The 14,937-nt window shown below is 28.6% G+C and carries 11 protein-coding genes; 1 reads left to right on the plus strand and 10 read right to left on the minus strand.

The genetic code is table 11. The features are described 5' to 3' along the window. Window positions 1-43 precede the first annotated feature (43 nt). The gene (gene smc / locus J4403_02905) at window positions 44-3,493 is read left to right on the plus strand and encodes a chromosome segregation protein SMC (protein MBS3167133.1); all 3,450 of its coding nucleotides are present in this window, start codon (window positions 44-46) and stop codon (window positions 3,491-3,493) included. A 21-nt stretch (window positions 3,494-3,514) separates the two neighbouring features. Here the strand turns inward: smc and J4403_02910 are convergent, their stop codons facing one another. The 10 genes from J4403_02910 to J4403_02955 all read right to left on the minus strand — a co-directional run. Beyond that, a complete protein-coding gene (locus tag J4403_02910; GenBank protein ID MBS3167134.1) occupies window positions 3,515-4,945 on the minus strand; it encodes a hypothetical protein in 1,431 nt (476 codons plus the stop codon). A gap of 30 nt (window positions 4,946-4,975) precedes the next feature. Beyond that, the gene (locus tag J4403_02915; protein MBS3167135.1) at window positions 4,976-5,539 is read right to left on the minus strand and encodes a hypothetical protein; all 564 of its coding nucleotides are present in this window, start codon (window positions 5,537-5,539) and stop codon (window positions 4,976-4,978) included. 114 nt (window positions 5,540-5,653) lie between these two features. Continuing rightward, window positions 5,654-8,854, minus strand: coding sequence for an isoleucine--tRNA ligase (locus J4403_02920; protein ID MBS3167136.1), 3,201 nt, complete (start codon window positions 8,852-8,854; stop codon window positions 5,654-5,656). Between the two features lie 52 nt (window positions 8,855-8,906). Further along, the gene (locus J4403_02925; GenBank protein MBS3167137.1) at window positions 8,907-9,335 is read right to left on the minus strand and encodes a hypothetical protein; all 429 of its coding nucleotides are present in this window, start codon (window positions 9,333-9,335) and stop codon (window positions 8,907-8,909) included. After that, the gene (locus tag J4403_02930) at window positions 9,332-10,477 is read right to left on the minus strand and encodes a hypothetical protein (GenBank protein MBS3167138.1); all 1,146 of its coding nucleotides are present in this window, start codon (window positions 10,475-10,477) and stop codon (window positions 9,332-9,334) included. The genes J4403_02925 and J4403_02930 overlap by 4 nt, the downstream gene beginning before the upstream one ends. Window positions 10,478-10,499: 22 nt before the next feature. Next, window positions 10,500-11,078 (minus strand): hypothetical protein, encoded by a 579-nt coding sequence (locus J4403_02935; GenBank protein ID MBS3167139.1) that lies wholly within the window; start codon window positions 11,076-11,078, stop codon window positions 10,500-10,502. Continuing rightward, window positions 11,068-11,355, minus strand: a complete 288-nt coding sequence (locus J4403_02940) for a hypothetical protein (protein MBS3167140.1) — start codon at window positions 11,353-11,355, stop codon at window positions 11,068-11,070. The genes J4403_02935 and J4403_02940 overlap by 11 nt, the downstream gene beginning before the upstream one ends. A 57-nt stretch (window positions 11,356-11,412) precedes the next feature. Continuing rightward, the gene (locus J4403_02945) at window positions 11,413-11,664 is read right to left on the minus strand and encodes a hypothetical protein (GenBank protein ID MBS3167141.1); all 252 of its coding nucleotides are present in this window, start codon (window positions 11,662-11,664) and stop codon (window positions 11,413-11,415) included. 5 nt (window positions 11,665-11,669) lie between these two features. Beyond that, window positions 11,670-11,813, minus strand: coding sequence for a hypothetical protein (locus J4403_02950; GenBank protein ID MBS3167142.1), 144 nt, complete (start codon window positions 11,811-11,813; stop codon window positions 11,670-11,672). A gap of 45 nt (window positions 11,814-11,858) precedes the next feature. Beyond that, window positions 11,859-14,937: fibronectin type III domain-containing protein (locus J4403_02955; GenBank protein ID MBS3167143.1), on the minus strand; the 3,079-nt coding region annotated here is incomplete at its 5' end.

Below are 14,937 nucleotides of genomic sequence, written 5' to 3' on the forward strand. Positions count from 1 at the left end.
ATAAATCTAAAAAAAGAAGCTTAAACAAAGAGAGGTATGAATTGTGACTGTAATTAAAAGTATAAAATTTAAAGGTTTCAAATCTTTTGCAAAACCTATAGAAATTCTATTTAATAATGATTTTAATTCGGTTATTGGACCAAATGGATCAGGAAAAAGTAATATTATAGATGGTTTATGCTTTGTCCTTGGAAGACTATCTGCAAAATCCATGCGTGCAGAAAAATCTGCAAATATGATTTATAATGGTGGAAAAGAAGGACAACCTGCAAAATATGCAGAAGTTGCTATCACATTTGATAACTCTTCAAAAGTCTTTCCAGTAAATTCAGATGAAGTAAAAATAACAAGAATAGTAAAAGAAAATGGTCAAAGTAGATATATGATAAATGAGGATATAGTTACAAGACAGCAAGTTCTTGATCTTCTTGCACACGCAAAAATAAATCCTGATGGACACAATATTGTGCTTCAAGGAGATATAGTTCACATGGCAGAAATGGCCGCAGAAGAAAGAAGAAAAGTTATCGAAGAAATTGCAGGCATTTCAGTTTATGAAGAAAAAAAAGAAAAAGCAATTTCAGAATTGCAAAAAGTTGATGCGAAACTATCAGAAGCCGAAATTATTCTTACAGAGCGTGAGACCTACTTAAAAGAGCTTAAAAAAGACAGAGACCAGGCATTAAAATATAAAGAACTTGAAAAAAATATAAAAAGAAACAAAGCAACTTATTTGCACATTCAAATAAGCTCAAAAGAAGACAAAAAACAAGAGCATAAAAAAAGAATAGAAGAACAAAATAAACATATTGAAGATGTAAACTCAAAAATAAATTCTGCTAATGAAGAACTCCAAAAAAATAAAGAAGAATTAAAACAGATAAATATTTCAATTGAAGAAAAAGGTGAAAAAGAGCAAATACAAATACAAAAAGATATAGAAGAAATAAAAACCAAAACTGCTTCTATGACTACTCGTTCTGAATCTTTAGATAATGAAATAAAAAGAATAGAACAAAGAAAAAAGCAACTTCTTAAAAATATAGAAGAAACCAAACAAAAAATAAATTTCTTAAACCAAGAAAAAAAGAAACTTCTTGATTCAGTAGAATCGCTTAAAGAAGGAGAAAAAAAGACTATTCAAGAAATAGAAAATTTTAAGAAAAAACATGGTTTTTCAAATAATCTGGAGACAGAAATTGGAAAAATAGACAAAGAAATAGATTCTCTACAAAATGATATTCTAAACATCCAAACCAAAAAACAAGAGTTAGAAAGCAAAAAAGCCATTTTAGAACTTAAAATAGAGGATTTTAAAAAGAAAATAAATGAGCTTGGATCAGATAAAGAAGCTATTAAATCGTTAAAAGATCTAAGAAAAGACTTTGAAATTAAAACAAGAGAATTAAACAAACTAATAGATGAAGATAGTTATATTGCGACCCAAATGTCTGGCTGTAGAACAAAAATATTTTCATTACAAGAAAAACATGCTCAATTAAATTCACAACAAGCTTCATTCAAACAACAAATTTCTTCAAATATGGTTCTAACAAAAATAAATAATTTAAAACATAGCATTAATGGAATTTATGGCTTAGTTTCTGAACTTGGAAAAGTTGACAAAGATTTTTCAAAAGCATTAAGCATTGCAGCAGGTCCAAAAATGAATTCTATTATTGTTGAAGATGATGCTGTTGCTTCAAAATGTATAGAATATTTAAAACAAAATAAATTGGGAACTGCAAGTTTTATACCTTTAAATAAAATAAAATCACCGCAAATAAATTCAAAATTATCTTCTCAAGGATTAGGGCTGGCAATACACAAAGTGCAATTTGAACCAAGATTTAAAAAAGCATTTGAATATATTTTTTCAAATACAATAGTGGTTAAAGATGTTAATTCTGCAAGGAAAATAGGTATCGGAGACTTAAGAATGGTTACTCTTGACGGAGATTTAATAGAACAAAGTGGAGTAATGACTGGGGGATTTAGAAGAAAAGGCTCTTATGCTGAATTTAATGAAAAAGAAACAGACTCAAAAATTGCAGAATATGATACCGAAATAAACACATTAAATAATTCAATTTCCACACTTCAAAGAAGAAGAAATGAAGTTGAAACAACACTTCAAAAACTCAGAACCGAAAAAATAGAACTTGAAACTAAAATATTAAAAATAGAAAAAATGCTCGGAAATGAAAAGGATATTGAAAATTTAATAAAAGAAACTTCTCAAAATGAAAATGAAATAAATAATATTAATGAAGAAATTAAGAAAATATTAGAAAATATACAAAAAATAAAAGAAATTGTTATTAAAAAGAAAGAAGAAAAAGAAAATCTAAGATTAAAATCCACAAAACCCGAGGTAGTCAGCAATCTAAATTCCCTAGAAGAAGAAAGAAAAACCCTAAGGGAAAATATAATACAATATACAGCTGAAGCGAAAAACTTTGATTCTCAAATTAAAACCATCCTAGAGCCAGAATTAATAAATATTGAAAAGATTCTCAAACAACATGATAAAGAAATACAAGACTTTAAACTAGAAATGGAAACTATCGAAAAAGGATTAAAAGAACAAAGCTCATCATTAAAGGATAAAGAAAATGCTGAAAAAAGCTTTAGAAGCAACTTCAAGAAATTATTTGTTTTGAGAAATAATCTATCTGAAAAGATACAAAAACAAGAGATTAATATCAACAATCTCCAAAATAAAATAAGAGAAGTAGAAACAAGAATAAATGGAATTTCATTAGATAAAGCAAAAGTCACTGCAGAACTTGAAGGCTTATATAAAGAGTTTGAATCATACAAGGAAACACAATTAAGAAAGGGTATAGAATTTAATGACCTAAAAGACGAAATCTACAAATTTGAAAAAATGCTTAAAGATTTGGGGAATATAAATATGAGAGCTTTAGAAATTTATGATGAAATAGAACAAGAATATAACAAAGTTGTTTCAAAAGTAGGAAAATTAAAGACTGAAAAAGAAGATGTAATGATTATGATGGAAGAAATAGAGTCTAATAAAACCAGTTTATTTATGAAAACCTTCCATGGAATTTCTAAAAACTTTGAAAATATATTCTCGCAATTAACAACAAAAGGAATAGCACACTTGGAGTTAGAAAATAAAGAAAAACCTCTTGAAGGCGGAATATTCATAAAAGTAAGAATTACTTCAAACAAATTCTTAGATATAAAATCCTTATCTGGTGGAGAAAAAACTTTAACTGCTTTAGCATTTATCTTCTCAATACAAGAACACGAACCTTGTTCATTCTATATATTTGATGAAGTAGACGCAGCATTAGACAAAAGAAACTCTGAAAAACTTGCAAAACTTGTAAAAAAATACTCTGAAAAAGCACAGTATATTATCATCTCGCACAATGATGCGATGATTGCAGAAGCAACACAAATTTATGGTGTTTCAATGGTTGAAAATGGAATGTCTAAAGTTGTAAGCCTAAGAGTTTAAAAGTAAAAAAGAGTTATTAAATCATCTTTTGGTTATTCTTACCGTTCTTTTACTTCTTCGATTATTTTGATTACTAAATCTTAGTCTTCTTAAAAGTTTAGAATGCAAATTTAAAACAGATTCAAACAATTTTCTTTGAATTCCCATCTGTAAAATACTCATTATTATTAACAAGCCCACAAAACCATATAAATTATTATATAAAGCAAGATATGCAAATGCAACAAATAACAAAATCTCTAGAATTAATATAATTAAAATTAAGTTAGATTTTTTTCGATATAATTTTTTATACAATAGATGATCTATTCCAGTAAAAATAATAACTAAAAATAATAAGGCCGCTATATTTAACTTTACTTTTCCGCAATCAGCAGGACAAGAATACCATTCTGTGTAACTACATTTTTTATCTCCACATACTACTCCAGGAATTTGTGCTTTTTTGTCTAAAATGGTAAACAATTGGCTTGAGACTGCTTTTTGTTCTTCACCTGACGAGTCTAAGTAAGTTATTTTAGTGTAATAAACATAATCTCCTGGCTTTAAAGAAAATGTACTTAATTCTCTTCTAATAATCAATTCATTATTAACTGCTAAAGTCTCTTCATGTTTTTCGTAAATATCGCCATCAAAATCTTTTATTGCGTATTCTAAATTAATATCAACAGGTTTTAAACTTCCGAGATTTTTTATAATTATATTCCCCAATATAGGATTTCCTGCAAACAAATACCTATATTTTTCATCTAAATTTAAATTTAAATCAAATAATGCTTTTTTAGATTTTAATTCTAAAATAACTCTTAAAGTTTTAGAAACTCCATTTGCATTAAAATAAATTTTGCCCATATACAAATCTGGAATTTCATATTCTCTAGACGCAAAATCTAAAGTAATAACTTTTTCTTGTCCAGGTTGTAAGTAAAACTGCTTTTCACTTAATAACAAAAATCTAGAAAATTCCGCATCATCTAAATTGATATTTAAAGCCATATTTCCTAAGTTTTTGACAAGAACTATTTTTGTTTCCAAACCACTTTGAACTAATTCAAATTGTATAATATATGGATTTATAGAAAAATCATAAATTGTTTTTATTCCTCCTCCGCCCCCACCACCAGTTCCACCACTCGGACTAGGTATGGGTGCAACATAACAGTCTGCAACACAAGAAGTTTCATTTTCCTCCATTCCTGCTTGACAAGTACCATCACCACAACAATTACTTAAACTACAATCTAATAAACATAAACTATTACACTCATCAGGGCTACATATAGAATCCCCACAAACAGTATATACATAAAAACTTACTCTTCCAGAATTAAAAGCAGATACTCTATCTAATTCGTTTAGATTACTATTTTGAGAATCAAGATAATTCCAAGTAGCATAAACAGAAAACCATAATACTACAAAACCTAAAATCAACCACCTCTTTAATTCCATTTTATACTCCTAATTAATTATAAATTAATATCAAGCCCAACTTGACCCTGTAAATGTAACCGTTGATTCTTTCAAACCTGCAGTTTCTGAAACAGGAACAGTTATATTTATATCAACTTCTACAATATCCCAACCTTCACTATCATTTAATGCTTCAATTATTTGAGTGTTTGTAGCAGGCACATTTGTCCAAACTAAAATCGTTCCTGACTCTATCCAAACAGATTCATTATTTGTGCCATTACCTGCATCTGAAACTAAAAATAAATAATAACTAGAGGGATTTGCAGCTGAACTAAACAGATTAGTCGCAGACATTGAAATGTTTAATGGAACATTACCATCATTTTGAACTTGAAACCCATCATTAATAGTTCCATTTTGTGTAGAATTTGAATCTCCAATAGTTAAATTTCCTAAATAAACGTTATCTAACACCGTTGAAATTGCAGAGGTAGTATACACGGTAACATTAGTTACACCAGTAGCCTGCCCTGTTAAACCTAAATAATGAGCATTCATAAAAATAGTAAATGTAGCTATAACTGAAAATAAAGCCACTAAAAGCGTTAATTTTGTCTTACTTAAATCCATAATCCCTAAAAGATAAACCGGTTTTATATAGTTTTCCATATAAGGTGAACTCTTATCAACACCAGCCACCTTCGGTAGGCTAAAAATCAATTAAATAAAAAAACAATAAGGCTTTCAAATCTTATTAAATAAAATCTCTATACTTTCTGATTTAACTTTATCACTTTCAGAATAACTATACTTTTTAGAAGATTTAATTCCTATATTCTCAACTATTAACAACTCTTTAGCTCCAACTTTTTCTTTAATCATTTTAAGATTATCTTTTCTATCACTAATCATCTTCTTGAGTTTAGGACTTAGTTTAATTTCAAGTTCAATTCGATCTGTCTTTATCAAACCTTTATCCTTTCTCATAGACTGAACTTTTCTTGCAATCTCTCTTGAATAGCCTTCTGCATCTAGCTCTTCATTTCTTGTTTTATTTAAATAAATAAAACCATTTTTAAACTCATTTTCAATATATTCTTCTGGAACTTTTTTCTCAAAAATAAAAGACTCTTTATTTAACAAATAATCTTTTTTATTTAATTTTAATTTAAAAGTCTCGTACTTAATAGCATGTCTAGCGCAATCCAAGATTTTATCTTTATTATAACTATTTAATTCTGCAATTATAAATTTACTATCGCTTCCAAAAGTTTTTCCAATCACACTTGCGTTAATTTTAGCTTCTTCTTCAACTCTATCAAATTTATCTCTAATTATAATTCTCTTAACATTAGTTTGAACTTTTAATAGCTCTTTTAATCCATCAACTGCAGTTCTAACCTTAGATTCAGAACTAATAACTAAAACCTCTAAAATCGACCATCTAACCCCCAATTGAGCCTTTTCTCTTGCAAACAACACAGATTGTATAATTCTTTTCAATTCGTCGAACTGTTCTTCAAGTTTTTGATTTATTTGAGTTGCATCAGTTTTTGGCCAATGTAAATAATGTATACTTTCTTCTTTTAATTTAAATTCTTGTTTCAAATTTAAATAAATTGCTTCTGTAATAAAAGGACATATTGTTGAAAATAAAGTTATTACTTTTAACAAAACTTCAAATAAAGTATATAAAACAACTTCTTTCTCTTCATCACTCCCAAATACACTCTTTTCCCTAATTAATTGTATATATGTTCTAGACAATTCTAAAAATAACTCTTCAATAGGTGCTATAGTCTCATCCAATTTATAATTTTCATATAGCTCAGTCACTTTCTTCACAGTAGATTCTTTTCTAGATAAAATATATTTTTCAACTTCAGTTAGATTTTTCTTTATAATCTTATAAGACTTTAATTTTACACCCGAAGATCTTGAATAATCAATTAAGAATTTGTGTAAATTCCATAATACAATTAAATTTCTGTGTTTTAATTTAACTTCTTCCCAACTAAATTTAATATCTTCTCCAGCTGTTGTTTGGCACATATAATATCTCAAAACATCAGCACCATACTTATCCACAATCTCATAAGGTGAAATTACATTTCCAAGAGATTTAGACATCTTTACACCATCAACATCAGTAAGCATTCCATGCATATAACAAGCCTTAAAACTAGGTTTATTAAAAGCTATAAACGAACTAACAGTCAATAGATTAAACCATCCTCTTATCTGTTCTTTAGCTTCTAAAATAAAATCAGCAGGGTACAATTCGTCAAACAATTTCTTTTTACCAGGATAATCTAAAATATTCCAAGATAAAGTTCCTGCATCAATCCAAACATCCAAAACATCTAGAACTCTTTTCATCATAGATTTACACTTAGGACAATCAAATTCAATTTGATCTATCCAAGGTTTATGTAAATTTTCAGGAAGCTTTCCTGCTCTTTTTTCTAATTCTTTTACTCCACCAATAACTTCATAATAATTACATTTAGAACATTTCCAAATTGGAACAGGTGCACCCCAATATCTTTGTTTTGTAATTGAATTATCTCTTAAATTATTTAACCAAGATTTAAAAGCATTTTTTCCAGAATCAGGAACCCATTCAACAGATTCATTAGCTTTAACCATTCTATATTTTAAATCTTCAACTTTGAAAAACCACTGCTTTGTAGCTCTAAACACAACAGGGCTTCTACATCTTTCACAATGTGGATAATCATGCTCTATTTTTGTAATTGCAATTAACATTCCATCTTTTTTCATCTCTTCTATAAACTTAGAATCATCTTTTTTAGCTCTTAATCCAGCAAACACACCCATCTCTTTTGGAAACAAACCATTTTCTAACAAATTATTAAATGGAGGAATATCATTTTTATATCCAACTTCATAATCTTCAGGACCACAACCGGGTGCACAATGTACTAAACCAGAACCTGCACTCAAATCAACATATTCTTCTGATAAAATAACTGTATGAACTCTTGAATGTTTTTCTTTTAAAATTTTAAATTCTTTTATTTTATCTTGCCAAGGATGCGCATATTCTAAACCATTTAACTCTTCACCTTTAAACTCTTCAATTATTTTAAAACTTTTATCAGCAACAGCTTGAATTATAGGTGCAGCCAATCCTTTTGCAACTATCCAAATTTCATCATTAACTTGTGCTTCTATATATTCTAATTCAGGATTAACCATAATAGCCAAATTATAAGCAATTGTCCATGGAGTAGTTGTCCAAACAATTAAAAATTCATTTTCTTTGCCTTTAACAGGAAATTTAACAAATACAGAAGGTTCACTTACAAGTTTATAATCACACTCATGTTTTGCAAGTGCAGTCTGACAAACAGGACACCAACTTAATGTTCTTAAACCTTCATACAATCTTTTAGATGCATATGCCTTTTTTATTAAAAACCATTCACCATTAATATATTCATTAGAAATAGGATATGCAGGATTTTTAAAATCCATCCAAATACCTAACTTCCATAAATCATTACTCATCAACTCTGCTTTCTCAACACTCCATTTTAAACATTCCTTAGTAAATTTCTCAACACCAAATTTCTCAATATCTTCTTTCCAATTTAATTTATAAAGTTCCATTACTTTTCTTTCAGTTGGCAAACCATGCATATCATAAGCAGCCCTATCAAAAACATTGAACTTATTCATTCGCTTATATCTTAAAATCATATCTTTCAAAGAATTATTCCACGCATGCCCACAATGTAATCTTCCAGAGGTATAAGGCGGACCCTGTATAAAAAAGAATTTTTTGCCTTTCTGATTTCTAACCTTTAGATTTTCGTATATTTTGGATTTACCCCAAAAATCTAATACATTTGATTCTAATTCAATAGCATTATAATCTTTTATTTGTCCCTTCCTTTCTAAGTCTTTTAAATTAGACATAATTAACCTAAATTAGTCTTATTTAAAAAGTTTATGTTCTTATCATTTACTATTAAAACAAAGTTCTAAAAAAGACGAATTTTACATTTCCATTATAATCTTCGCCAATTTTAGTATTAGGAGGCATTACATAAGTTATATTGACTTCTCTTTCTCCTTGGAACACAAAATTGTTATTAGAATAAACTAAATTCTCACTTCCTAAACCACTTGAAATTATTTTTACATAACTTTTTTCCTTGGAATCAAGAACTATAGTTTTTATCGCAATTCCGCCAGGATAAACTCTACCAAAATTCAAGTCTAAATTAGTTAAATTGAAACCCAAGGTATCATCTGCTCGTGCAGAATAAGATAAAACGATTATATCTTGAACTATAAATAAATTAAATATTAAACAAACAAGAAGAAAAATTAAAATAATTAATAAAAATAAATTTATTTTATTCAGCTTAAACAAATGAGTAAACTTAGGTTTCATCGTTCTTTTTTCTTTCTTAATATAAAATATAACAATACAGCTACTGCTAAACCAGCAATTATCCATATAATTGTGCTTCCAGAACCTATTTTAATCTTAAAAGGATATTCTGAAGCCTTTCCAGCATAATTTAAGATTAACTTTGCATCATAAGTCCCAGGAGCGACACCTGAAGTATCCCAAAGCATATTTATTGTAGTTGTAGTCCATGGATTTAATATAAAAGATTCACTTTTTTGTGTTCCAATTTTTTCCCCAGAACCAGAATATACATCTAATTGTAAATAAGCATTCTCAATTTTTGAATTCCATTGACTTTCGAGTTCTATATTTAATTTAGCAACAGAATCTTTAGTAATTTTTTCATAATTTACTTTTTTTACTTTAGCAACTAATTCACCAACTTTAAATCCTATACTATCCTCTACTTTTCCACCACCATCATATTCAACAGCAACTTTTGCAGTATAAATACCTGCATTAATATCTTTAGTATCTAATTGTAATAAAACTTCCTTACTTCCACTTTGTTCTAAACTAAATTTTTCAGAAGTCAACTCTTGAACTTTTTTATTTTCAGAATTATAAATATTTATTTTTATAGTTACTTCATTTAATTTGTCTAAACCGTAATTAAGAGCTGTAACATAAAACTTAACTGGTTCTCCCAAAGCAACATCTACTGTTTTAATTTTTAATTCGGCATATTTTCCAGGGAAAGGCACCCTAACATCAAAAATACTCTCTACACCCACTCTAGAACCAACTCCGACTCCACCTTCAACATCCATATTAGACATAGATTCTAAAGCGCCTATTCTTTGTTGATGTAAACCCGGTTTTTCAATAGTTTGAGGAAGTTTCATTTTCATAGAAAAAGTCTTTTTCTCACCAGAATTTAAAATTAAACTTTTTTCACTTAATTCAAAATAATCTTTTAAGTCTCCTCTTATATAAAGATCTACTGCAACCTTATTTTTACCCGTATTTTGAACCATATAACTATAAGTTCCTTCCAAACCAGAACTAAAAATAATAACCTCTTTACTAGGCGTAATTCCTAAAGCAGAAACATTAAATGTTAAAATTAAACTAAATAAAACCAAAAAAAACAAGAATCCGAAATAATTTTTAAATTTCATTTTAAATCCAAATCTCTTAAAATTAAGCTGATACAGCATCGACAGCAGTAAATGTAACAGTTGAAGTTTTCAAACCCGCAGTTTCTGAAGTAGGAATAGTTATATTCACATCAATTTCTGCCAAATCACTAGCATCTGTCTCATTTAAATAAGTAATTATCAACGTTTCTGCTGAAGGCATATTAGTATAAGTAGTGTTTATTGTTTCCTCCCCCCAAGTAGTTGTATTTATTCCCCCTTCACCTGCATCAGATACAATAAATATATAATTTGAAGTAGGATTCGGTGTTGCAGTAAATAAACTAGTCGCAGACATTGAAATATTTAACAAAACATTACCATCATTTTGTATCTGAAAACCATCTCCTTGTTGATTAGTATCACTACCATTTGTATCTCCAATAGTTAAATTTCCAAGATAAACATTATCTAAAATCATAGTTAATGAAGTTGTTGTATAAACAGTAACATTAGTTACACCAGTAGCATGCCCAGTTATTTTATCTAAACCAGATTGAAAACCAAAAAAAGTGAATATAGTCGCAAATATAGAAATAATACCTACTAAAACAATTAAAGTTATCCAATCTTTATGCTCCATCTTCAACACCCTTATCAGATTGCTCATTTAATTTATTGGTAGGTTCTACAACATATAAACTTACTTTTGCAGATTCAGGATTTTCAATAAAATCTAATTTTTTATCAAAATATCCTCTTTCTTCTAAACCAACTAAAACAATTGTTGTACCTAAAATACACAAAAGAACCACAATAATTAAAATAAAACCATATTTAATATTTGTTTTATGAAATTTATTTAACTGCTCAACTTTAGAACTTGATTTAGATGAACTAGATTTTACCCTCTTTTTCATATTCTACTGATAAATAAGGATATATTTAAACTTTTCTATAATAATTAATATTACAAATTAAGAATCAACAACTTCTATTTCAAAGGATAAATAATCTAAGTTATGATCTGAATTAACTTTATCTGAATAAACTTTTTTTTCTGCAGGATTTACTTTCTCTTTAACAACAAAAGCTCCATTTACTCCACTTTCAGCAGATTTAACAATAAAATCTATTCCTGCCAAAACAAACAAAGCAATTAGCATAACTACAGTTAACTTCAAGCCAATATCCTTTTCTATAAATTCTTTATTATGTAATCTATTCATTTTAACTACCTTCCTACATAAGTCAAAACTAAAAAGAGGAGTATTATTAAAACCAAAATTAAAACCAAAATTCTAATTCTTGACAAATGCCTTGAATGAGCTACACTCTTTTCTATTTTTAACTTAGAACTTACACCTCTCTTTTTCATAATTTATAAATAAAATGTAAGAATTTATAAATATTGCTATAAAAATTATAATTTCGAAACCGCTTCTTCAGTCAATTCTTTTACTGCTTGATTAATATAACTCTCGCTATATCCTGCATCAACCAATTGTTTTTTAATATCTTCTAACAAAAATCCTCTATCTAAATTTTGTTTTATACTTTCTTTTATACTATCCAATTGTTTTCTTTCTTTATTTTTTATAAAGAATAATTCTAACTTGGCTTTTGTTTCTTCTTTTTTCTTCTGAATTTCTAAATTTTTCTTTTCTTCTTCTTGATTTTTCTTTTCTTCTTCTTCTGTTTTCTTATCTTTAAGTTGCACAGATTTAGTGCCTTTCTTTTTCTTTTTTAATAATCTAACTGCAATAACTAAAATATAAAAACCCAAAACAATTGCACCACCTAGCATAACAATATATAGATAATCAACTTTCTTTCTCGGTGTTTCAATATGTCGTTGAACTTCTTCAGATTCAGAAAATGCTCTTCCCTCTTCTTCAGCAGCTAATTTTACTGCACCTGAAAGTTTAGTAATTTGAACATTTACTTTACCCCCACTAAGTATTTCAACTAATAAAAATTTAACATCTGCAATTTTATCACTATTAATATCTATTTCTTTTGATTCTTCATTCTTCAAAGTAAAACTAATTGGTTCTGAATACAAAGTAAACGAAGCCTCTTCATCAGAAACTTTATCAATTACAAAGATATGATCAACTGAATTACTTAATTTGATTATCTGTCTTCCACCTTCATAATCTAAAATTTGTCCTTGTTCGGTTTCTATTAATTCTAATTTAGGTAATGTTTGTTTTACTATCTCGGATGTAGCCACTGTTGTTGTAGTTGTAGCTGCAGGTGTTGAACTTCCACCGCCTCCACCACCAGAACTTCCACCACTAGATGGATTATCTTGACTGGCTGCTGCAGAAGTTGTAAAATTCTCTTGTTCAGAAATATTACAATTTGCACTTGAATCACAACTTGAAACATTATAATAATAAACTGTACTTGCACTCAAACTAGATAATGCAACACTATGTGATGTTTCTAAAGTAGCACTTCCAGTTTCAGTTTCTGTATTTACCGTAGTTCCATAATAAACTGTTGAATTTGAATCTTCATCTGTAGTCCAAGTTATTGTTGCACCACTTGAAGTTATTGATGAATTTGCAATTACGGAAAGTACTGGCGCGGTAATATCAGCAGAAATACCAGGAATAGTATATTCAATAGTAATATTTGGCCAAGTTGTTGAATTTCCATCTGTAGAGGGATTAGTATTTTCACCAGACACAAATATTGCTGCACCATTTGTAGCATTAATCATCAAACCATAATTAGGATAACTTTCATTAACAAATCCTTGTACTAAATGTGTTATGTCTAATGTGAAAAAATTAGTTCCTAAAATTGCACTTGGGAATTCTAATGAAATTGTAAGATTTGCATCACTTCCATTTACAAACCAATCTGAATCATCATTCTCAGCAGTAAGATTATCAATATTATCACTAAAATATCTTTCAACCCAAGTTGTTCCATTTATTTCATTAATATTTGTATTTGCATCTCCTGTTCCTTCTAACCAAGAAGCCCCAAGAATATAAACAATAACATTTTGTGCATTTGTAGCTTGATTATATAAAGTAAAGTTCGCATAAGTAAGATTTGCATTAATAGGTAAAAAAGACAGATTAAATTCAAACAAACCATTTCTATCATCTGCAGCAGTAATTAGAGCATTTTCACCATAATTTTTAACTGAATTTCCTACACCTGTTGAATCACTTGCTATTTCTACATCTTTATCTTCTGTTTCATTTAAAGAATGCATATAAGTATCATTAGAACCTGGGCCTTGTGCACATCCTTCTGCAGTAATATTTGATTTCCAATCAGATGGAGTATTTAAACAACGGTCTATATTTTCTAAAACATTATCTAAATCACTATCTTCATTAATATTCAAATTTTGTATATCTGTAACATTTTCATCACCTTCACTATCATTAAAATAAAATGCCCACCCAATACTCATTCCACCAGTTGTATTAATTAGAGTATATTCGTAATTAGACTCATTCATTGTATTAGAAATATCTATAGGTGTTTGATTAATCCATTCACCAGTATCATTAGTTGCAAGCCATAAACTACTCAAATTAATATCATCAAAAACAGTTATATTAAAATTTAAGATTTGTCCATATTGCGGAATGTTTGTTGAATTTTGTGAAGTTTCATTCCAATTGGGAAATGATGCATAATCTATATTAATCATGGGCCAATTTGCTTCTGTTCCTTCCATAGTTGTAAAAGCGCAAAACAAATCTGTAGCTGAATCAACCCTATCTAAAGTATCTGTTAACTCTATTATTACACCATTATTTTCATAACTTCCATTTATCCATCCTTGGATATAACTTGCCAATATTGAACTATTAAATGTAAACCATACAGGTGAACTAGTCACTAAATGATCTGAAACAGCTAAAGTATCATTTAATATTCCATCAATTCCAGTTCCATTAACATTCCAATCAGCAGGATCATTTTCTGCAGTTAAATTATCTATATTATCCCCAAAATATCTTTCCATCCAAGTAGTTCCATTTATTATGTCACTATTAAGCTCTCCATCAGGGCCTACTCCACCCCCTTCTTCCCAATGTCCAATAATTGGATGCATAGTAAAATTAATTGCTTCTGCTGTTGTCCCATCTAATTCACAATATAAAGAAAGATTTGTATCTGCATTATCTCTAACTATTACGGCTGGAGAAATTGTAGAAAGATTAAAATAAAATAAACCATATTTGACAATACAACCACCCCCGGGGCAACCTAATCCAACCGTCGAACTAGTAACACCACCAAAATTTCTTTCAGAATGTTGCTCTCCCCCACCACCCGTACCATTTGAGATATAAGTGTCTTTCCCTAGTAAAGTTGTTGTTCCTGTTTTAACTGAAGAAACAGTATTTCCAGTAACTAAATTTCCAAATTTATCAAAAGAATTACTAAAGCCACCAAATGCAAAAAATCCTCCAACAAACAAAATTAAAAATAAAACAAGCAGATATGAAGATAAATTTGTT

The sequence above is a fragment of the Candidatus Woesearchaeota archaeon genome, from assembly GCA_018302225.1.
Taxonomy (GTDB): Archaea; Nanobdellota; Nanobdellia; order SCGC-AAA011-G17; family JAGVZY01; genus JAGVZY01.